Annotated in this window: 17 protein-coding genes; 10 read left to right on the forward strand and 7 right to left on the reverse strand. The window is 55.7% G+C overall.

Features of this window, described 5'->3' with window-relative positions; translation table 11 throughout:
- Positions 1 to 168: 168 nt before the first annotated feature.
- The gene (locus BWI95_RS19485; protein WP_076770085.1) at positions 169 to 3738 is read left to right on the forward strand and encodes a glycosyltransferase; all 3570 of its coding nucleotides are present in this window, start codon (positions 169 to 171) and stop codon (positions 3736 to 3738) included.
- Positions 3739 to 3798: 60 nt separating this feature from the next.
- Here BWI95_RS19485 and BWI95_RS19490 read toward each other — a convergent pair whose 3' ends face one another.
- The 5 genes from BWI95_RS19490 to BWI95_RS19510 form a co-directional block, all read right to left on the reverse strand.
- Positions 3799 to 7449, reverse strand: a complete 3651-nt coding sequence (locus BWI95_RS19490; protein ID WP_076770086.1) for a glycosyltransferase — start codon at positions 7447 to 7449, stop codon at positions 3799 to 3801.
- A gap of 204 nt (positions 7450 to 7653) precedes the next feature.
- Positions 7654 to 8559 carry a flagellin N-terminal helical domain-containing protein gene (locus BWI95_RS19495; protein WP_076770087.1) on the reverse strand — a complete coding sequence of 302 codons (906 nt, stop codon included), beginning with the start codon at positions 8557 to 8559 and terminating at the stop codon, positions 7654 to 7656.
- A gap of 204 nt (positions 8560 to 8763) precedes the next feature.
- On the reverse strand, positions 8764 to 9669 hold the full coding sequence (locus BWI95_RS19500; protein WP_076770088.1) for a flagellin N-terminal helical domain-containing protein: 906 nt from the start codon (positions 9667 to 9669) through the stop codon (positions 8764 to 8766).
- Between the two features lie 204 nt (positions 9670 to 9873).
- Positions 9874 to 10779: a flagellin N-terminal helical domain-containing protein gene (locus BWI95_RS19505; RefSeq protein ID WP_054803153.1), complete on the reverse strand. Its 906-nt coding sequence runs from the start codon at positions 10777 to 10779 to the stop codon at positions 9874 to 9876.
- Positions 10780 to 10964: 185 nt separating this feature from the next.
- On the reverse strand, positions 10965 to 11870 hold the full coding sequence (locus BWI95_RS19510) for a flagellin N-terminal helical domain-containing protein (RefSeq protein ID WP_054803154.1): 906 nt from the start codon (positions 11868 to 11870) through the stop codon (positions 10965 to 10967).
- Between the two features lie 244 nt (positions 11871 to 12114).
- On the opposite strand from BWI95_RS19510, the gene fliD reads away from it, so the two are divergent.
- Genes fliD through fliT form a run of 3 tightly spaced genes read left to right on the forward strand, consistent with a single transcriptional unit; the run spans position 12115 to position 14320 of the window.
- Positions 12115 to 13527: a flagellar filament capping protein FliD gene (fliD, locus tag BWI95_RS19515; protein WP_054803155.1), complete on the forward strand. Its 1413-nt coding sequence runs from the start codon at positions 12115 to 12117 to the stop codon at positions 13525 to 13527.
- A gap of 23 nt (positions 13528 to 13550) precedes the next feature.
- A complete protein-coding gene (gene fliS, locus BWI95_RS19520) occupies positions 13551 to 13961 on the forward strand; it encodes a flagellar export chaperone FliS (RefSeq protein WP_076770089.1) in 411 nt (136 codons plus the stop codon).
- The gene (gene fliT, locus BWI95_RS19525) at positions 13961 to 14320 is read left to right on the forward strand and encodes a flagella biosynthesis regulatory protein FliT (RefSeq protein WP_054803156.1); all 360 of its coding nucleotides are present in this window, start codon (positions 13961 to 13963) and stop codon (positions 14318 to 14320) included. Before fliS ends, fliT begins: the two co-directional genes overlap by 1 nt.
- Before the next feature lie 65 nt (positions 14321 to 14385).
- On the opposite strand, the gene yedD is transcribed toward fliT, so the two are convergent.
- Positions 14386 to 14796 carry a lipoprotein YedD gene (gene yedD / locus BWI95_RS19530; RefSeq protein WP_054803157.1) on the reverse strand — a complete coding sequence of 137 codons (411 nt, stop codon included), beginning with the start codon at positions 14794 to 14796 and terminating at the stop codon, positions 14386 to 14388.
- 205 nt (positions 14797 to 15001) lie between these two features.
- Between yedD and yedE the strand changes: the two genes are divergently transcribed.
- Together yedE and yedF are read left to right on the forward strand one after the other, a co-directional pair.
- Positions 15002 to 16213: a selenium metabolism membrane protein YedE/FdhT gene (gene yedE, locus BWI95_RS19535; RefSeq protein ID WP_076770090.1), complete on the forward strand. Its 1212-nt coding sequence runs from the start codon at positions 15002 to 15004 to the stop codon at positions 16211 to 16213.
- Positions 16210 to 16440, forward strand: coding sequence for a sulfurtransferase-like selenium metabolism protein YedF (yedF, locus tag BWI95_RS19540; RefSeq protein ID WP_034812490.1), 231 nt, complete (start codon positions 16210 to 16212; stop codon positions 16438 to 16440). The genes yedE and yedF overlap by 4 nt, the downstream gene beginning before the upstream one ends.
- Before the next feature lie 91 nt (positions 16441 to 16531).
- On the opposite strand, the gene fliE is transcribed toward yedF, so the two are convergent.
- Positions 16532 to 16846, reverse strand: a complete 315-nt coding sequence (gene fliE, locus BWI95_RS19545; protein ID WP_094193003.1) for a flagellar hook-basal body complex protein FliE — start codon at positions 16844 to 16846, stop codon at positions 16532 to 16534.
- A gap of 223 nt (positions 16847 to 17069) precedes the next feature.
- Here fliE and fliF point away from each other — a divergent pair, with 223 nt between their 5' ends.
- The 4 genes from fliF to fliI are packed head-to-tail and all read left to right on the forward strand — an operon-like array spanning position 17070 to position 21846.
- Positions 17070 to 18773 (forward strand): flagellar basal-body MS-ring/collar protein FliF, encoded by a 1704-nt coding sequence (gene fliF, locus BWI95_RS19550; RefSeq protein WP_054803158.1) that lies wholly within the window; start codon positions 17070 to 17072, stop codon positions 18771 to 18773.
- Positions 18763 to 19761, forward strand: a complete 999-nt coding sequence (gene fliG, locus BWI95_RS19555; protein WP_023479131.1) for a flagellar motor switch protein FliG — start codon at positions 18763 to 18765, stop codon at positions 19759 to 19761. Before fliF ends, fliG begins: the two co-directional genes overlap by 11 nt.
- Complete coding sequence (gene fliH, locus BWI95_RS19560) at positions 19754 to 20476, forward strand: flagellar assembly protein FliH (protein WP_076770091.1); 723 nt, start codon at positions 19754 to 19756, stop codon at positions 20474 to 20476. Before fliG ends, fliH begins: the two co-directional genes overlap by 8 nt.
- Complete coding sequence (fliI, locus tag BWI95_RS19565; protein ID WP_054803159.1) at positions 20476 to 21846, forward strand: flagellar protein export ATPase FliI; 1371 nt, start codon at positions 20476 to 20478, stop codon at positions 21844 to 21846. The genes fliH and fliI overlap by 1 nt, the downstream gene beginning before the upstream one ends.
- Positions 21847 to 21856 lie beyond the last annotated feature (10 nt).

Consider the following 21856-nt stretch of genomic DNA (forward strand, 5'->3'; position numbering starts at 1 on the left):
TTATGGTGCTAATTATGCAAACGAGTGCAATGTCGCTCACTATCAGAGGAATAAGGGGATAAAAGATCCGATATTTAACGGCTGGATTTGCCAGCGGTGTGACAAAGTCGGGGTATTAAAACGATGACCCTGCCTTCGCGCGCGCGGGTAGCTCAGCATGGATAAAAAATGAACGAACACGCTCTGGTAAGTATTACCATCCCCGCTTACAACCCTGAGTTCTTTGAGACAGCGCTTCTGAGCGCCCTGCATCAAAGCTGGCCCAACTGTGAAATCATTATCTGTGACGATAGCCGCGATGACACCATCCGCACCCTGACCGAGCGTTACGCGGGTCACTCCACCGTGCCGATCCGCTACTTCAAAAACGAACCAGCACTGCGCGAGGTTAATAACGTGCGCCGCTGTATTCGGGAAGCGCAGGGTAAATACATCAAGTTCCTTTATGACGACGACATCATTTATAAAGAGTGCGTGACGCGTCTGGTTGACGCCATTGAATCCTCACCCGCCAATCGTCTCGCCTCGTCCCGTCGCACGCGTATTGATGAAGAGGGCAAGCCGCTGGTGGATATTAATGCCACGGCCTTTCCGTTTGGCTGCGATGTAGCGATCGATGGTGCCGATCTGGTCGCCTTTTTTGCCGACTACCAGGTCAACTTTATCGGCGAGCCCAGCGCGGTGCTCTGCTATCGCGAAGACGCGCTCGCCTTCGGCGAGGAGCTATTCAACCTGGGCGGTGAACCGATGCCCTTCCTCGTGGATGTCGCGCTCTACGTGAAATTGCTGCGCCTCGGCAACCTGGCATTTATCGCCGAGCCTCTCGCCGCATTTCGCGTTTCAGAAAATCAGAGCAGTAAGCGAGCCAACGATGAGAAGTATCGCGAGATGATAAATCGTACCTATACCCGTTTCCCGCAAATCATTCGGGAACAGGGCTGGTACAAAGGCACCAAAGAGGAGAACTGCATCGTCAAGGTGGCACCGCTCAATGCCCCTGAGCAGGTACAGCAGGAGAACCTGATTCACGGCATGCTGCACGCAACGCACCTCTCAAGCCGCCATTATCAGAGCTATCAAATTCAGCAGTGGCTGCAACAGCGCACGCTTCCTGCCCAACACCGGGTCTATGTCGACGCGTATGCAACGGCGCGCAACATCGCGCAAACCTTAACGGTCTTTATTCTGCATGCAGACCGCGATCCGGCAGCCACGCAGCGAACATTTGACAGTATCAACGGCTATACCGGCTACGGACTAACGCTTGAAGCGGTTACGGTAGGCGAAACCGCGCTGCATTGCGCACCTGATACGATCGCTATTGTGGCGGCACAGGCGCAAACGGTGCAGTACATCAACGCTTTTCTCAGCGACAGTGCAACAGACTGGGTGCTGTTCCTCGAGGCAGGCGAAACGCTGCTCTCCAGCGGTATGCTGATGTTCGATCTGGCACTGGGTGACGCGGAACAGTGTGATGCGCTCTACGGTGACGAACTCTATCAGCAGGAAGGTGATATCCACTCCACGGCGTTTCGCCCGGACTTTAACCTCGATTTATTGCTGAGCTACCCGGCGGAAATGGCTCGCCACTGGCTGTTTCGCACCCGTACACTACATGAGCTGGGCGGTTTCAACCCGCACTATGTGCAGGCGTGGCAATTTGAGTACATCGTGCGCCTGATTGAGCAGAAAGGGATGGGTTTTGCCGGACACCTTCCGGAGCCATTTCTTCTCGGCCACCTGCCTGAGATCCTGACCCGAGCGGAAGAGGCAAACATTTTAACCCATCACCTGCGCCAGCGCGGCTACCCCCAGGGCGAGGTGGCGGTGACCGGCGAGGGTCTGTATGCCCTGCGCTACCATCACCAGGAACAGCCGCTGGTGTCGATCATCATCCCGACCAAAGATCAGCTGCGCATCCTCAGTGCCTGCGTCACCACTCTGCTGGAAAAAACGCGCTACCGTAATTACGAACTGCTGATTGTCGATAACAACAGCGAAACGGTAGAGGCGCTACAGTGGCTGGAGGGCATTTCGTCCATTGATCCTGAACGCATTCGCGTCCTGCGTTATCCGCACCCCTTTAACTACTCTGCCATCAATAATATGGCGGCACGGGAAGCGCGCGGCGACTACCTGGTACTGCTGAATAACGATACCGCAATCATTAACCCCGACTGGCTGGATAATCTTCTTAACCACGGTCTGCGACCGGAAGTGGGTATCACGGGCGCAAAACTGCTCTACCCTGACGGAAAAATCCAGCACGCGGGTGTCGTACTCGGGCTGCGCGGCCCGGCCGATCACCCCTATATCGGCAGTGAAAACGATCGCAGCGGCTATATGAACCGTTTGCGTGTCGACCAGAACTACAATGTGGTAACCGCCGCCTGTTTGCTGATCCGCAAAGCGGTGTATGAGCAGGTTGGCGGATTAGACGAGACGCAATTCACCGTCTCCTATAACGATGTCGATCTCTGCTTAAAAGTGCGCGAGGCGGGATATTTAACGGTCTGGACACCGCACGCGCTGGTGATGCATGAAGGCAGCGTCAGCCAGACTCATGTCGACAAGACGGTGCAGGAGAAAAAGCGCCAGCGCTTTATGGCTGAACAGGATGCCATGTACCGCAAGTGGCTACCGATTATCGCAAACGATCCTGCCTATAACCCTAACCTCTCCCAGGATGGCGCGGGTTTCCAGTTTGAGGTAGATCGCTATAACAGCTGGCAGCCGCTGCACTGGAAACCGATCCCGCGCCTGGTCTCCTTCCCGCTACGCAGCTTACCTGAGAGTCAGCAGCGTCTCGATACACCGCTCTCGCTGATGCATGAAGTGGGGCTGGTCGAAGGTCAGATCAACTATCACGCCAGTACTTACGCCGACCTGGCGCGTTTTGCGCCGGATACGTTAATTGTTCATCGCCAGGTCAGTGACGGCACGCAAGAGTGGTTACGACGGCTGCCGCAGGGAGAGAGCCTGTTCAAAGTGTTCGACCTTGACGGCTGGTTGCCCGCTATGCCGGTCAATGCGGCCGAGCGCAGCGAATCTCCACAGGCGCTGGCAGCCGCTCTGCGCGCTACGTTAAGCCATATCGACAGGCTGGTGGTGGCCAGCGAAGCGCTTGCGGAGCAGTGCGCAGGTCTGCATAGCGATATCCGCGTTATGCCCGCTCGCCTCGATCCTCGTCAGTGGTCAGCGCTCAATACGCTGCGCGGTACCGGCGATAAAATGCGTGTCGGCTGGATCGGCAGCGCTGCCGATGTCGGCGATCTGGAAATCATTCACAAATTAGTAGGCCAGCTGGCGGATCGCGTTGAGTGGGTTTTCTATGGCTACTGCCCGCCGTCACTGCGTCCGCTGATGACCGAGTATCACGCAGCTGTGCAGCCGACTTATTTTGCGCAGAAGCTGGCCAGCCTCAATCTGGATCTCGCTTTACTGCCGATGGCGGATAATCTGTGGAATCGCACGCTCAGCCCGCGTCGGGTGCTGGAATATGGTGCCTGCGGCGTGCCGGTTATCTGTAGCGATATTGTTGCAACCGGCAACTTTGCTGCCATTACCCGCGTGGGGAATAAGCCCAAACTCTGGCGTGAGGCCATTGAAAATCATCTGCACGACCGCCCGGCTTCAGCGGCACTGGGCGATGCGCTAAAAGCGCAGGTGCTGGCGCAAGGCTTCTGGGATGAACAAACAGTGCTTCAGCAGGCCCGCATCTGGCTGCCAGACGCATAGTCGCAAAGCAGTTAATAAAAAGGGAGGCCTTCTGGCCTCCCTTTTTTTCATATTGCTACGCTACTTTTCTGCCGGTAACCAGGCGTGGCGCCACTCATCCAGCCCGGCATCGCGAAGATACCACTCTTGATGTACGGCCTCGCGCAGTGCATCTCCCTGACGGTGGCGTAAATCCTCATCATTGATGTAGGCCTGCACGGCGTTCATCCACTCTTTAAAGCGGTTCTCGACCAACGTCACCGGAAGATTGCATCGGTACGGTTCAATATTGGTGGCGATAATCGGCACGCCACAGGTGCCAATCTCCAGCAGGCGCAGATTACTTTTACACTCGTTGAACTGGTTGATTTCCAGCGGCACCAGCGCGAGATCGAGATTGAGGCTCGCCAGCTTTTCCGGGTAGAGTTCGAAAGGTACGCCGGGATGAAACTCGCACTGCACATTGCGCGGTTTCATGCCCATAAAGACCCACTCAACCTGCCCTTCCAGCGCCTTGATAAGCGGCAGCAGGATCTCCAGATCGCCGCTATGCGAACTGCCGCCCGCCCAGCCAACGCGCACCTTTTTCCCTACGCCGCGCGCGCTGCGCAGGTCTCCCCACTGATGCGGCGCCAGTCGGTTTTGCGCAATTCGAATATCGGAATGAAAACGGCTATAGGCCTCCGCCAGCGGTGCGGTTGAAACCACCAGCCAGTCGGCGCTGTCGAGCACTTTTCTGAAGCTTTTGATCATATGCTGTGGGAAGTGCTGCCGGTTACCATTCTTCAACGGCACGTTTAACAGGTAATCGTCATATTCGAGCACAATTTTCGCTGCGCTCACTTCCCGCAGCTGTCTGAAGATATCCGGGAAGCGGCTACCGGTGATCAGTTCCAGCAGAATAACGTCCGGCTGTAATTGCGCAGCCTCCATCACGCCGGGGATGGTATTGGTAAGCCCCCCCTCCAGCATCAAGTGACGCTCCATCGCTTTGAATGGCTGCATCACACGGTGATGACCACCGCCAACCCAGTTAATATGATGCGCCATCACTACCGGCAGTGGACGCCCCGGCAGCGGCTGGTGGAGCCGGGCCACGCTGTCGCTCAGGGTGAACGCTTTACCCATTTTCTGCATTAACGGATGGTAAGAGGGTTCTGCCAGCAGCCCCTGCTGCCACTCAGCCCGAAGCGTCGCATAGTCGTGCAGTAAAGGACGCTCCTGTACACCGATTTTACTGCCGAGCAGACGCGTGGCGCCGCCCATATGTTTGACGCGGGCGTAAGGGGTCCAGACGTTGAGATAACCCAGCTTTTGCGCCCGCAATCCAAGGTCAACATCGCCGAAATAGAGCGGATATTTCTCCTCAGTGAAGCCATTAAGGGCATAGAAAACCTCTTTGCGCACCATCATGCAGGCGCCGCTCACCGCCGCCAGATTGCGCGGCGTTTTCAGGAAGTGACTAAACCCACTGGCCTGGTTGTCACTCCCCTCAAAAGCAACCTCGACGCCGTGTTGCAGGCCGAGCAGATACCCGCCGTGCTGAATAGTGCCATCCTGATATTCGAGCTTCGCACCTACCAGTGCCACTTCCGGGCGCAGTGCCTGCTCCAGCAAGGTATCAAGCCAGTCGCCATCAATGATTTCACAATCATTATTCAGGAAAACCAGCACATCTCCGCGCGCCTGCTGAGCCGCAGCGTTATTGATCCCCGCATAGTTAAATGGGGCGTCATAACGCAGGATGCGCACCTGATCGATGCCCAGGCCGGCAAGATCGTTGAGAAAACGGCAGGCATCCTCCTCGACAGACTGATTGTCGACGATCAGCACTTCATAGTGCGGGTAACGCGTCTTCTCCATCAGGCTTTCGATGCAGCGTTTGAGCAGGGCGAAGCGATCGCGGGTCGGAATGATAATAGAGACCAGCGGCGTGGCACCCCAGTGGTAGCGAAGGCGTTTCATCGCCGGGGCGTTGCCCTCCTCCAGCGAGGCGTTGATACCGAGGCGCTGCAGATGCGCAAGCAGCACCTCGCCGCACTCCTCTATCACCGCCGGGCTCGCATACCAGTGCGACGCTTTATGCGGGTTCTCTACCAGAACTTCCGCCACGCGCGCCAGCGATTGCGGCCCCTGTGCTTCAACAAAGCGCCATAGCAGATCGATCATCGCAGCGTGCGGATAGCGTGGATTCAGGCCACCCAGCTGTTGCGCCGCTTCACGTGAGAAGAGCAGCACGCGTCCGATATAGGGAAAACCGCGTAGCACATCAATGTTCACTTCCGGACGCAGCGTCAGCTCTGGATCGTTCCCCTCACCCTGCGTCATCTCATCGCAGTAGAAGAGCAAGGCCTCTGGCTGATGGAGCGCTTGCCCGACGAAACGCAACAGCGCGTCATCCCGTAAGGTATAGCCTGCAGGGACGATCAACATCGAACCGGCTTCGCGGGTAGTGAGCAGCGTATTCACTGCTGCAGGCCAAGCGCCCTCCTCTGCAATCACGTCAATAGTGACGGGTGCCAGCGACTGGCACTCGACCGACGCTTTAGTTTTCTCAGCCAGCGGGCCTTCGCCAACAATAATGACGCCAAGAGTGGATTTGTGCGGATATGCCGCGGCAAAGGAGAGCAGCGCCTCGCGACGGGCGTCGCTGAGCTTGCGGTCTTCAAACCAGCGCGTCAGTGAGTAATCGCTGGTCTGCTGCTGGGCCAGCACCGCTTTGCTGTGAAAATGCAGGGTGTAGCGCTCTTTATCATCAATCAGCAGCGATTTTTCAGGTAAATCTTGCGCCAGCAGGGCTTCAAGCTGTGCATCCAGTGCCCATTTCGACGCGAAGTGCGCCCGTTGCGCCTGAGTCCACGCCTGCGCTCCGGCATAGCCGCTTTGTAGTAACTCTACCCACTCATCGGCATCCGGGCAGTTGCGCAGGGTAAGTGCGCTAAAGTGCTCCGCCTCATGTTGGGCGATGTTATTTTCACCCAGGTAGCCTTCCACGTAGCCTTCATTAATCAGGAACAGGGGAATACCCAGAGAAAGCGCTTTTGCCACGCTATCTTCGTTGCCAATGACAACATCGTACTGCTCAAGCCAGCCGGGTTCGAGACGCTCACTCTGCAGGCTGAGATCGAGCCACTCAATTTTGATGCCCACATCGCGCGCGCGCGCCTGGATTTCATACATTTCTGTCGACATCGATGGTGCCATGTAAAGCGCGCGCGTGAGGCTTTGCGGTTGGCGCGTTCGCACATACTGTGCAAAGCGACGCGGTACGCTCCACGGCATCGTTTTAAGCTGCGCAGGATCAATACCCGTTTGCAACAAAATGGCAGAGCTGCGTGGGGAGAGATCGAGCGTCAGCGCGGCGAGACGGTTTTCCAGCGCGACGCCCCAGGGGATGTACATGTCATTGTAATCGCAGTAGTGACGGAAGAGCATCGCGCCGCGCAGATCGCCGGCGCTAAGGGCATCGAGTAACTTGTCACTGAAAAAGCCGCGGTAGATCCAGATGAGCGTGTAATGGCGGGCAAGCTCGCCTTGCTTATCGGTAATGATCGCAAAACGGCCTGTCGCTGTCAGGCGGGCAATTTCCGCGCCCAGCGTTTTACCTGCCGTCGAGCAAATGACCTCGACGCGCCAGCCAGACGCCAACAGCGTGTCAGCAATATCAATAAGTTCAGCCGCAGGCTGCGTAAAAGCGTCGAAACTATCAATACTGATTAATAGGGTTTGCATCCGTCATCCTCAACCTGTTTGACCTGCTACCCGAAACGGTGGGCGCAAGTGTAATTAGAGTTATTGTGCGGGAATGCCTGCGTTTCGAGGGGGGAATAAGGTTGTTGAAAAGGGCTTAAATCTGGCGATTGTCCGGCGTGATAGCCGTGGAGATAAAAAAAAGCGCCGACAGGCGGCGCTTTTTTGTACAACGGTGTCTGCGGATTAACGCAGCAGGGACAGCATGGTCTGCGGAACCTGGTTGGCCTGCGCCAGCACGGAAGAACCAGCCTGCTGCAGGATCTGCGCGCGGGACATGTTCGACACTTCCGTCGCGTAGTCGGAGTCCTGAATACGGCTGCGTGCCGCTGACAGGTTGCTCACGGTGTTGTTCAGGTTAGTGATGGTGGATTCGAAACGGTTCTGGGAGGCACCCAGCATGCTGCGCTGATCGTCAACTGCTTTGATGGCCGCATCGATATCTGCCAGCGGAGCACCGTTGGTACCGCCAGTGGAGTCAACGGTACCTTTCAGTACGTCGAAGCCTTCAGCAGAAGTAGAACGCGCGTTACCGTTGATGGTCTGGGTGGTGGTTACCGCAGTTGCACCAGTGGCGTTATACAGGTTGTAGGAGTCAGACTTGCTCAGGCTGATGGAGATAGTTTCGTTATCTTTAGAACCAACCTGGAAGTTATAGCTGCTTGAACCGGTACCGGTGTTCAGCACTTTAATGCCGTTGAAGTCGGTCTGGGTGGTTACGCGGTTGATCTCTTCCATACGCTGGTTAACTTCAGCCTGGATGGAGTCGATATCGGACGCGGAGTTGGAGCTGTTCTGTGCCTGAACGGTCAGGTCACGGATACGCTGCAGGTTGTTGTTCACTTCGCTCAGCGCGCCTTCAGCAGTCTGCGCCAGGGAGATACCGTCGTTGGCGTTACGGGCAGCAACGGTAAGACCATTGATGTTAGAGGTGAAACGGTTGGCGATCGCCTGACCAGCAGCATCATCTTTTGCACTGTTGATACGCAGACCGGAAGAGAGACGCTCAATCGAGGTGCCCAGAGAAGACTGTGATTTAGTCAGGTTGTTCTGGGTCATCAGCGACAGGGTGTTAGTATTAATAACAGCCATGATAGTTATCCTTCAGTGAGAGATTTTTTATATTCCGGTAAGCGCCAGCGGCTTCATCACCGTCATAATTGTTATCGACGAACCTTGCCAACTCTTTAGGTTTTTTTATGTTTTTTGCACGATTTTTGTCGAAAAATTACCCACCCTATAAAACAAAAAAGCGCCGACAAGCGGCGCTTTTTTTTTACAACTGATGTCTGCGAATTAACGCAGCAGGGACAGCATGGTCTGCGGAACCTGGTTGGCCTGCGCCAGCACGGAAGAACCGGCCTGCTGCAGGATCTGCGCGCGGGACATGTTCGACACTTCCGTCGCATAGTCGGAGTCCTGAATACGGCTGCGGGCAGCTGACAGGTTGCTCACGGTGTTGTTCAGGTTAGTGATGGTGGACTCGAAACGGTTCTGGGACGCACCCAGCAGGCTGCGCTGATCGTCAACCGCTTTGATGGCCTTATCGATATCCGCCAGCGGGCTACCATCAGTGCTACCGGACGCATCAACAGTACCTTTCAGTACGTCGAAGCCTTCAGCGGCAGTAGAACGTTTGTTGCCGTTGATGGTCTGGCCGGTAGTCTGCGCTGTTGCACCAGTCGCATTGTACAGGTTGTAGGAGTCAGACTTGGTCAGGCTGATGGAGATAGTTTCGCTATCTTTAGAACCGACCTGGAAGCTGTAGCTGCTTGAGCCCGTACCGGTGTTCAGCACTTTAATGCCGTTGAAGTCGGTCTGGGTGGTCACGCGGTTGATCTCTTCCATACGCTGGTTAACTTCAGCCTGGATGGAGTCGATGTCAGATGCGGAGTTGGAGCTGTTCTGCGCCTGAACGGTCAGGTCACGGATACGCTGCAGGTTGTTGTTCACTTCGCTCAGCGCGCCTTCAGCGGTCTGTGCCAGAGAGATACCGTCGTTGGCGTTACGGGCAGCAACGGTCAGGCCGTTGATGTTAGAAGTAAAGCGGTTCGCGATCGCCTGACCAGCAGCATCGTCTTTCGCGCTGTTGATACGCAGACCGGAAGAGAGACGCTCAATCGAGGTGCCCAGAGAAGACTGTGATTTAGTCAGGTTGTTCTGGGTCATCAGCGACAGGGTGTTAGTATTAATAACAGCCATGATAGTTATCCTTCAGTGAGAAATTTTTTATATTCCGGTAAGCGCCATCGGCTTCATCACCGTCATAATTGTTATCGACGGGTTCAGCGAACTCTTTAGAAGTTTTTATACTTTTTGCGCGAAAATCGTCGAAAAAGCGCACAGCGCAGAAAATAAAAAAGCGCCGACAAGCGGCGCTTTTTCTGTACAACTGATGTCTGCGAATTAACGCAGCAGGGACAGCATGGTCTGCGGAACCTGGTTGGCCTGTGCCAGCACGGAAGAACCGGCCTGCTGCAGGATCTGCGCGCGGGACATGTTCGACACTTCCGTCGCATAGTCGGAGTCCTGAATACGGCTGCGGGCAGCTGACAGGTTGCTCACGGTGTTGTTCAGGTTAGTGATGGTGGACTCGAAACGGTTCTGGGAGGCACCCAGCAGGCTGCGCTGATCGTCAACCGCTTTGATGGCCGCATCGATATCTGCCAGCGGAGCACCGTTGGTTTTACCGGACGCATCAACGGTACCTTTCAGTACGTCGAAGCCTTCAGCAGCGGTGGCACGTTTGTTGCCGTTGATGGTCTGGCCGGTAGTCGCTGCAGTGGCGCCAGTGGCGTTGTACAGGTTGTAGGAGTCAGACTTGGTCAGGCTGATGGAGATAGTTTCGTTATCTTTCGCGCCAACCTGGAAGCTGTAGCTGCTTGAACCGGTACCGGTGTTCAGCACTTTGATGCCGTTGAAGTCGGTCTGGGTGGTTACGCGGTTGATCTCTTCCATACGCTGGTTAACTTCAGCCTGGATGGAGTCGATGTCAGATGCGGAGTTGGAGCTGTTCTGTGCCTGAACGGTCAGGTCACGGATACGCTGCAGGTTGTTGTTCACTTCGCTCAGCGCGCCTTCAGCGGTCTGCGCCAGAGAGATACCGTCGTTGGCGTTACGGGCAGCAACACCCAGGCCATTGATGTTGGAAGTAAAGCGGTTGGCGATTGCCTGACCAGCAGCATCATCTTTTGCACTGTTGATACGCAGACCGGAAGAGAGACGCTCAATAGAAGTACCCAGAGAAGACTGTGATTTAGTCAGGTTGTTCTGGGTCATCAGCGACAGGGTGTTAGTATTAATAACAGCCATGATAGTTATCCTTAAGTAAGAAATTTATATTCCGGTAAGCGCCAGCGGCTTCATCACCGTCCAAGTAGTTATCGACGGACCTTTCGAACTCTTTAGTTCTTTTTTACTTCTTTTTATCTTTTATTTTTCAGACAAATAAAAAAGCGCCGACAAGCGGCGCTTTTCTGTACAACGGTGTCTGCGGATTAACGCAGCAGGGACAGCATAGTCTGCGGAACCTGGTTGGCCTGCGCCAGCACGGAAGAACCGGCCTGCTGCAGGATCTGCGCGCGGGACATGTTCGACACTTCGGTCGCATAGTCGGAGTCCTGAATACGGCTGCGGGCCGCTGACAGGTTGCTCACGGTGTTGTTCAGGTTAGTGATGGTGGACTCAAAACGGTTCTGGGAGGCACCCAGCAGGCTGCGCTGATCGTCAACCGCTTTGATGGCCTTATCGATATCCGCCAGCGGGCTACCATCAGTGTTACCGGACGCATCAACGGTACCTTTCAGTACGTCGAAGCCTTCAGCGGCAGTAGAACGTTTGTTGCCGTTGATGGTCTGGCCGGTAGTCGCTGCGGTTGCACCGGTCGCATTGTACAGGTTGTAGGAGTCAGACTTGGTCAGGCTGATGGAGATAGTTTCGCTATCTTTCGCGCCAACCTGGAAGCTGTAGCTGCTTGAACCGGTACCGGTGTTCAGCACTTTGATGCCGTTGAAGTCGGTCTGGGTGGTCACGCGGTTCACTTCTTCCATACGCTGGTTAACTTCAGCCTGGATGGAGTCGATGTCAGACGCGGAGTTGGAGCTGTTCTGCGCCTGAACGGTCAGGTCACGGATACGCTGCAGGTTGTTGTTAATTTCGCTCAGCGCGCCTTCAGCGGTCTGTGCCAGAGAGATACCGTCGTTGGCGTTACGGGCAGCAACGGTCAGGCCATTGATGTTAGAAGTAAAGCGGTTGGCAATTGCCTGGCCCGCGGCATCATCTTTAGCACTGTTAATACGCAGGCCGGAAGACAGGCGCTCAATAGATGTACCCAGAGAAGACTGAGATTTAGTCAGGTTGTTCTGAGTCATCAGCGACAGGGTGTTAGTATTAATAACAGCCATGATGTAATTCCTTCATAAAAATAGTTATCAGATTCAGGCATCTGCCTACGGCTTTCTCACCGTTAACCTGATTATCGACAGCCTGAAAACAACCTTTAGAAAAAAAGATCATTTTTTTAAAGCGACAAACTGCCCCTGATTCACCCTCTTTATTTAGCCATTGCTTTAAAAAAAAGCTTCTAATCTTTTCATCATCGCTGCCGATACTCTCCACAGTGATTGTCTAAAACTGAAGGATGAAGAAATGGCAACTATTAGTTCACTCGGCGCAGGCACCAGCCTGGATCTCAATACGTTGTATGACAATTTGCAGACGGCTGAACAGACCAAGCTGACGCCAATTGCGTCTCAGCAGTCCTCTTACAAAGCCAAGCTGACGGCCTGGGGCGTGGTGCAAACCTCCCTCAACAAACTGCAAACGGCGGCGGATGCACTGAAAAATACCTCGGCGATCGCAGGGACGAAAGTGTCGAGCACTAACACCGCGTTTACTGCCACGCTTGCTAACACAGCGTCGGCGGGGACGTACTCTATTGAAGTATCCGCGCTGGCGGCGTCACAGTCTCTGCTGAGCCCGAAAGTGGCCAGTAAAGATACCGATTTAGGCGACCAGAGCCTCGACTCGCGCACGATTACCATCACGCAGCCGGGTCAAAAAGATCCGCTGACGGTAACACTGGATAAAGATAAAACCAGCCTCGCGGACATGCGTGATGCGATTAACGCCAAACAGGGCAGCGTCACCGCCAGTATCATCAAAGCGGACGATAACAGTTACTACCTGGCGCTGACCTCACGCGACAGTGGCACCACCAACCAGATGACCATCACCACCAATGATGCGGAACTGGCGAAGTACGTTAGCTATGATTCAACCAACACCGGCAGTGCCAGCAATGTGATGACGCAGCAGGTGGCGGCAAGCGATGCGAAAGTCAAAATTAACGGTATCGATATCACCCGTAGCAGCAACAAGATCACCGATGCGCCGGAAGGCGTAACGCTGACGCTGAATAAGCTGACTACCGGTACGCCGGAAACGCTGTCGGTAACGAAAGATAACGCACCGATGACCGCAGCGATCCAGGCGTATGTTGATGCGTATAACTCGCTGCAAACCACCATTGGTAACCAGACCAAATACACGGCGGTAGATCAGGGCAGTGACAAACAGAACACCTCAAACGGCGATCTGCTGGGTGACGGTACGCTGCGTAACATTCAGACGCGTCTGCGCTCTCAGCTCTCTACATCGCAGGCGGGGAATGACAGTTTTTCTGTATTGTCGCAGTTGGGGATTACCCAGGATGTGAGCGGTAAGCTGACCGTGGACAGCACCAAGCTTGAAAAAGCAATGAATGAAAAATCCGCCGATGTGGTGACGTTCCTCTCCGGCGATGGCAAAACCACAGGCTTTGCGACTCAGGCGAGCAACCTGCTGAAAGATATTCTGGGCAGTAAAGGTAGCATCCAGAATGCGACCGACGGCATTAACAAAACCCTGAAGCGCCTGGATACGCAATACAAAGCGGTGAGTGACCAGATTACGGCCACCATGGCACGCTACAAAGCGCAGTTCACCAGTTTGAGCCAGTTAGTCTCCTCCATGACATCAACAGGGAACTATCTGACACAACAGTTTAATGCAATGAGTTAATAAACCATTAGTTGAGGTTGGACATGTATACGAAATCGGGAATTCAGGCTTATGCTCAGGTCGGCGTCGAAAGCGCCGTGATGAGCGCGAGCCCGCATCAACTCGTGGTATTGCTTTTTGATGGCGCGTTAAGCGCCATGAAAAAAGCCGCGATCCTGATTGAGCAGGGAGATATCCCCGGTAAAGGACAGGCGCTTACAAAGGCAATTAATATCATTAACAACGGATTGCGTGCGGGTCTCGACCATGAAGTCGGTGGCGATCTCACGGCAAACCTGGACAGTCTTTATGACTACATGACACGACGTCTTTTACAGGCAAATCTCCATAATGACCTCGCCGCTATTGATGAAGTCACCCTGTTGCTGAGCAATATTGCTGATGCCTGGAAAGAGATTGGCCCCACTCATCAAAACGCGCGGGACACTTACTAATGGAAGCAAATCTCGGGTTGGTCCACCACTATCAGCAACTGTTGGCCACCAGCCGTACCATGCTCAACCTTGCTAAGGAAGGGCATTGGGACGAACTTATCAACTACGAACTGGGGTACGTTACCTCAGTTGAGAAGTTGACACAGTTCCAGGACTCGAGCGAAGCAGCGCCTCATGTGCAGGCGCAAATTCGCCCGATGCTCAAGCAAATCCTGGATAATGAAGTGTTATTGAAGACATTGTTACACCAGCGAATGGACGAGCTGAGGACATTGGTTGGTCAATCCTCCCGACAACATAACCTGAATTCGACATATGGACGTCTTTCCGGAAATATTCTCTTCCCCAATGAGATGTAAATCTCATTAGCGGCGGGTGCTGCGGTTTCCCCCTCACCCGCCACGCTTTCCTCTTTTCGCACGACCTAGCGGTTAATATCCAGACCCGCTTTCTCCAGCGCCTGCTGGCACTCCACGGTCGGTTTATCGGTGCGCGACAGCGTCAGCCCATCAAACTCCAGCGTATTGCCTTCCTGATTTAAACGATAGACATCCAGCTTCTGCGTGACGTTATAGAATTTATCGCCATCCAGCATCAGTTTGCCAGGAACCGCGATTACGCGCTGCCACTGGCGGCAATCAAGAGTATCGCCCTGCGGCGTCACAATCAGGCTGGCGATCGCCTCCGGGCTGACCAGGCTGCTCTGCGGCCCCGTTGATTGCCAGTAACCCGCTAATCCTGCGGGCGCCGGGTGCTTCACCACCGCCTGATAGTTATCCACCTGCACGCAGCCGCTCAGCAGCAGCATCGCGCCGAGAATCATACGCTTTTTCATTCTTCATCCTGCTCGTGAAAAAAAGCGATTGTGGCATTAAAGGCCGCGCCTCGCCACCCTTTCACCGCGCGAGAACAACTTTGATCTACGCCAGGTTTTTGCCCTATTGTGCAGCGGTTCAGGCGTGAAGACGTGTATCATCCCGCTTCTTTTGTACGACTTTTCTGTACGTCCCCATACCTTCTGAGTTCAGAGGCTTTTTACTATGTCATGGCAACACTTCAAAGACCGCTTCCTTATTAAGTTCTGGTCTCCTGTTCCGGCGGTGATCGCGGCCGGTATTCTCTCTACCTACTATTTCGGCATTACCGGCACCTTCTGGGCGGTGACCGGCGAGTTTACCCGCTGGGGCGGTCAGTTATTGCAACTGGCCGGAGTGCACACCGAAGAGTGGGGCTACTTCAAAATAATTCACCTCGAGGGCACGCCGTTGACGCGCATCGACGGCATGATGATTATCGGCATGTTCGGCGGCTGTTTTGCCGCTGCGCTGTGGGCTAATAATGTGAAACTGCGTATGCCGCAGAACCGCATCCGCATCGCGCAGGCGATTGTTGGCGGCATTATTGCTGGCTTTGGCGCGCGCCTGGCGATGGGCTGTAACCTTGCGGCCTTCTTTACCGGGATCCCACAGTTCTCCCTGCACGCCTGGTTTTTTGCCATCGCCACGGCAATTGGCTCCTGGTTCGGCGCGCGCTTTACCCTGCTGCCGCTGTTCCGCATTCCGGTGAAGATGCAGAAAGTCACTGCCGCCTCGCCGCTCACCCAGAAGCCCGATCAGGCGAAGCGCCGTTTTCGTCTTGGTATGCTGGTGTTTATTGGCATGCTCGGCTGGGCGCTGTTAACGGCGATGAATCAGCCGAAGCTGGGGCTGGCAATGCTGTTCGGCGTGGGCTTTGGTCTGCTGATTGAGCGAGCGCAAATCTGCTTTACCTCGGCGTTCCGCGATATGTGGATCACCGGGCGCACGATGATGGCGAAGGCGATCATCTTTGGCATGGCGGCGAGCGCCATCGGCATTTTCAGCTATGTGCAGCTGGGGCTGGAAGCGAAAATCATGTGGGCCGGCCCCAATGCGGTGCTCGGCGGTCTGCTGTTCGGTTTTGGTATTGTGCTCGCGGGCGGGTGTGAAACGGGCTGGATGTACCGCGCCGTTGAAGGCCAGGTGCACTACTGGTGGGTCGGGCTGGGTAACGTGATTGGCTCAACCATCCTGGCGTATTTCTGGGACGATCTCGCGCCGACGCTTGCCACCAGTTGGGACAAAATCAACCTGCTTAACACCTTCGGGCCGCTCGGCGGTCTGCTGGTCACCTATCTTCTGTTACTGGCCGCGTTTCTCTTTGTGGTCGGCTGGGAGAAACAGTTCTTCCGCCGCCAGAAACCTGCCGCCAACCCTGCCAAGGAGCCTGCATGAGCATTGTGCCTGATTACCGTCTCGATATGAGCGGCGAACCCTGCCCCTACCCGGCGGTCGCCACCCTTGAAGCGATGCCGCAGTTGAAAAAAGGGGAAATTCTTGAAGTGGTCAGCGACTGCCCGCAGTCGATTAACAACATTCCGCTCGATGCGCGCAACCACGGCTACACGGTGCTGGATATTCAGCAGGATGGGCCAACCATCCGTTATCTGATTCAGAAGTAGCCCACTTTTGCGCCGCAACAGGCGGCGCAAGGTATAAAAAAACCAGGCGGGAGTGTTCCGGCCTGGTTTTTTTTATCTCTGCGTCTGTGAACTACAGCTGCATATTCATAATGTCCTGGTAAGCAGAAACCAGTTTGTTACGCACCTGAATGCCCATCTGCAGCGAGATCGATGATTTCTGCAAATCGGTCATCACGTCATTCAGCGCCACGCCCGGCTCGCCAAGCGTAAATTTCTCCGCCTGTACACGTGCGGCGTTCTGCGTGTCGCTGATGCGATCCAGCGCCGCGTGCAGTTGCCCGGCGAAGCTGATAGACGGTTCGCTCTCCACGCTCTGAGCACGCGCAACACCTGCAGTTGCCTGCAGCTGACTGACAACGCTCTCAATGCCCTGTATAGCCATTATTATTCCCCGGATGGATTGATACCTGACAAGGCTAACAGTTTGTCAATGAGATGATGGCGGTAAATAGCGTCAAAAAACCAGGTTATTTGAGGCATAGAAAAATCCATTTCATCAAATAATGACATCGCCATCTTAATGGTCATTTGTCGAGTTTGCCGACCCGGGAGTCCGATTTGTTTCTCAACTCACATAACAACATCCACCCAGAGTCACGAGGTGCACAATGAGTGCGACTGCAACAACTGCACCGCAGAATAAATCTCTTGAGTGGATCAACCGCTTACGCGCGAACCCAAAAATTCCGTTGATGGTGGCCGCGGCAGCAGCCTGCGCCATCATTGTCGCTATGGTGCTGTGGGCGAAATCGCCGGATTACCGCACCCTTTATAGCAACCTGTCCGATCAGGACGGCGGTGCCATCGTTACCCAGTTAACGCAGATGAATATCCCTTACCGCTTTGCTGACGGCAGCGGCGCGATTGAAGTGCCCGCTGACAAGGTGCACGAGCTGCGCCTGCGTCTCGCCCAGCAAGGTCTGCCGAAAGGCGGCGCGGCGGGTTTTGAACTGCTGGATCAAGAGAAGTTTGGTATCAGCCAGTTCAGCGAGCAAGTTAACTACCAGCGCGCGCTGGAAGGCGAACTGGCCCGCACTATCGAAACCCTCGGTCCGGTAAAAGGCGCACGTATTCACCTGGCGATGCCAAAACCGTCACTGTTCGTGCGTGAGCAGAAATCCCCGTCCGCGTCGGTCACGGTCAATTTACAACCGGGTCGTGCGCTGGATGATGGTCAGATCAGCGCTATCGTTCACCTGGTCTCCAGCGCCGTTGCTGGCCTGCCGCCGGGCAACGTGACCGTTGTCGATCAGAGCGGTCGCCTGCTGACGCAGTCTGGCGTTGCCGGTCGCGATCTGAATGACGCGCAGCTGAAATACACCGCCGATGTCGAAAGCCGTGTGCAGCGTCGTATCGAAGCAATCCTCGGCCCTATCGTCGGTAACGGTAATGTTCACGCTCAGGTGACTGCCCAGCTGGATTTCGCCAGCAAAGAGCAGACTGAAGAGCAGTACGCGCCGAACGGCGGTGACCCGGCACAAGCAGTGCTGCGTTCACGCCAGGTTAACAGCAGCGAGCAGATTGGTGGTCAGTATCCGGGCGGCGTGCCTGGCGCACTCTCCAACCAGCCGGCTCCGGCTAACTCTGCGCCGATTACTACGCCGCAGAATGGTCAGAACGGCCAGCAGAATGCGCAGGGCCAGCAGCAGGGTCAGCAGACGACCTCGACCAATACCGCCTCAAGCGGCCCGCGTAATACTACGCATAATGAAACGAACAACTACGAAGTTGATCGCACCATTCGTCACACCAAGATGAATGTTGGCGATGTGCAGCGCCTCTCCGTCGCCGTGGTGGTGAACTACCGCACGCTGGCGGATGGCAAAACTGCCGCACTGACTGCCGATCAGCTGAAACAGATTGAAGATTTAACCCGCGAAGCGATGGGTTACACCGAGAAACGCGGTGACACGCTGAACGTCGTGAACTCGCCGTTCAACATGACCGAAGATGTCGGTGGTGAGCTTCCGTTCTGGCAACAGCAGTCGTTTATCGACCAGCTGATGACCGCAGGTCGCTGGTTACTGGTACTGATTGTCGCCTTCATCCTGTGGCGTAAAGCGGTCCGTCCGCAGCTGGTTCGCCGCCAGGAAGAAGCGAAAGCGGTGCAGGAAGCGGCACAAACGCGTAACGAAATTGAAGAGTCCGTGGAAGTACGCCTCAGCAAAGATGAGCAACAGCAGCAGCGCCGCAGTAATCAGCGTCTGAGCGCCGAGGTCATGAGCCAGCGTATTCGCGAAATGTCAGATAACGATCCGCGCGTCGTGGCGCTGGTCATTCGCCAGTGGATGAGTAATGAACATGAGCAATAATCTTACCGGAACGGACAAGAGCGTCATTCTGCTGATGACCATTGGTGAAGATCGCGCGGCTGAGGTGTTTAAGCACCTCTCCGCCCGCGAAGTCCAGCACTTAAGTACCGCGATGGCCAGCGTGCGTCAGATCTCTAACAAACAGCTGATGGACGTACTGCAGGAGTTTGAGAACGAAGCGGAACAGTTCGCGGCGCTGAACGTCAACGCCAACGACTACCTGCGCTCCGTCCTGGTAAAAGCGCTCGGCGAAGAGCGCGCCTCCAGCCTGCTGGAAGATATTCTCGAAACGCGCGATACCACCAGCGGCATCGAAACGCTCAACTTTATGGAGCCGCAGAGCGCCGCCGACCTTATCCGCGACGAGCACCCGCAGATTATCGCCACCATCCTTGTGCACCTCAAACGGTCGCAGGCGGCGGATATTCTTGCCCTGTTTGATGAGCGTATGCGTCACGATGTGATGCTGCGTATCGCCACCTTCGGCGGCGTACAGCCTGCCGCGCTGGCAGAACTGACCGAAGTGCTGAACAACCTGCTCGACGGCCAGAACCTCAAGCGCAGCAAAATGGGCGGCGTGAGAACCGCAGCGGAAATCATCAACCTGATGAAGACGCAGCAGGAAGAAGCGGTTATTACCGCAGTACGCGAATTCGATGGCGAGCTGGCACAGAAGATCATCGACGAGATGTTCCTGTTCGAGAACCTGGTGGATGTCGACGACCGCTCTATCCAGCGCCTGCTGCAGGAAGTGGATTCCGAATCGCTGCTTATCGCCCTCAAAGGCGCCGAGCCGCCGTTGCGCGAGAAGTTCCTGCGCAACATGTCGCAGCGTGCGGCAGATATCCTGCGCGACGACCTGGCCAACCGCGGCCCGGTTCGCCTCTCGCAGGTGGAAAACGAACAGAAAGCTATCCTGCTCATCGTTCGCCGTCTGGCGGAAACCGGCGAGATGGTAATTGGCAGCGGCGAGGATACCTATGTCTAATGAATTGCCGTGGAAACGCTGGACGCCAGATGATCTGGCGTTCCCGCAGGCAGCCGAATTCGCCCCCCTGCTGAAGCAGGAAAAAACCGCCTCGCCTTATGAGAGCGAAGAGACAGAGCAGGACGAACTGAGCGCCGAGCAGCTGCAACAGCAGCAGCTGGCGCAGATCCAGATGCAGGCGCACGAAAGCGGCTACAACGCCGGTCTCGCCGAAGGACGCAAAGCGGGTTATGACGCAGCGTTTCAGGAAGGCCTTGCTCAGGGTATGGAGCAGGGTCTTAACCAGGCTCGCCAGCAGCAGGCCCCGATCCACGCCCGCATGCAGCAACTGGTGAGTGAATTCCAGTACACGCTGGATGCCCTCGATAGCGTAATCGCCTCCCGCCTGATGCAGATGGCGCTGGAAGCGGCGCGCCAGGTGCTTGGCCATGCGCCGGTGGTGGACAACAGCGCGCTGATCAAACAGATCCAACTACTATTACAGCAGGAACCGCTGTTTAGCGGCAAACCGCAGCTGCGCGTCCACCCGGACGATCTGCAGCGCGTTGAAGAGATGCTTGGCGCAACGCTCAGCCTGCATGGCTGGCGTCTGCGCGGCGACCCGACCCTGCATCAGGGCGGCTGCAAAGTCTCCGCCGATGAGGGCGATTTAGATGCCAGCGTCGCCACACGCTGGCAGGAACTGTGCCGTCTGGCGGCACCCGGAGTCGTGTAATGTCCGCACGTTTAACCCGCTGGCTGACCACGCTGGATAATTTCGAACACAAAATGACGCAGCTCCCGTCGGTGCGTCGTTACGGTCGGCTGACCCGCGCCACCGGTCTGGTGCTGGAAGCAACCGGGTTACAGCTGCCGCTCGGCGCGACGTGCATTATTGAACGTCAGGATGGTCTGGAGACCCGTGAAGTCGAGAGCGAAGTGGTCGGCTTTAACGGTCAGCGCCTGTTTCTGATGCCGTTAGAAGAAGTGGAAGGCATTCTGCCCGGCGCGCGTGTCTATGCCCGCAGCGCATTAGGCGATGGTTTACAAAGCAGCAAACAGTTGCCGCTCGGCCCTGCCCTGCTCGGTCGCGTACTCGACGGTGCCGGAAAACCTCTCGACAGCCTGCCCGCACCTGATACCGGTGAAACCGGTGCCCTGATCACGCAACCTTTTAACCCGCTGCAACGTACGCCGATTGAACATGTGCTTGATACCGGCGTGCGCGCCATCAATGCGCTGTTAACGGTCGGGCGCGGCCAGCGTATGGGGCTGTTCGCCGGCTCCGGCGTCGGGAAAAGCGTGCTGTTAGGCATGATGGCCCGTTATACCCAGGCGGACGTGATTGTCGTCGGCCTTATTGGTGAACGTGGCCGTGAAGTAAAAGACTTTATCGAGAACATCCTCGGCGCTGAAGGCCGTGCGCGTTCCGTGGTGATCGCCGCGCCTGCGGATGTCTCTCCTTTATTACGTATGCAGGGCGCGGCGTACGCCACGCGTATTGCGGAAGACTTCCGCGACCGCGGTCAGCATGTGTTGCTGATCATGGACTCCCTGACCCGTTATGCAATGGCGCAGCGTGAGATCGCGCTGGCAATTGGTGAGCCACCGGCGACTAAAGGCTACCCGCCTTCAGTATTTGCCAAACTGCCGGCGCTGGTAGAGCGCGCGGGTAACGGTATTCACGGCGGCGGTTCCATCACCGCGTTTTACACCGTGCTTACCGAAGGGGATGACCAGCAGGATCCGATCGCCGACTCCGCGCGCGCCATCCTCGATGGTCACATTGTGTTATCCCGCCGACTGGCGGAAGCCGGACACTATCCGGCGATTGATATCGAAGCGTCCATCAGCCGTGCGATGACCGCCTTGATCTCTGAGCAACATTACGCGCGCGTGCGCAACTTTAAACAGTTGCTGTCAAGCTTCCAGCGTAACCGCGATCTGGTGAGCGTCGGCGCTTACGCGCGCGGCAGCGATCCGATGCTGGATAAAGCCATTTCACTGTGGCCGCAGCTGGAAGCGTTTCTGCAACAGGGCATTTTCGAACGTGCCGGGTGGGAAGATTCAATGCAGGCTTTAGAGCTTATCTTCCCGGGTGTCTGAGGTAGTGGAG

This window comes from Kosakonia cowanii JCM 10956 = DSM 18146, from assembly GCF_001975225.1.
Taxonomy (GTDB): Bacteria; Pseudomonadota; Gammaproteobacteria; order Enterobacterales; family Enterobacteriaceae; genus Kosakonia; species Kosakonia cowanii.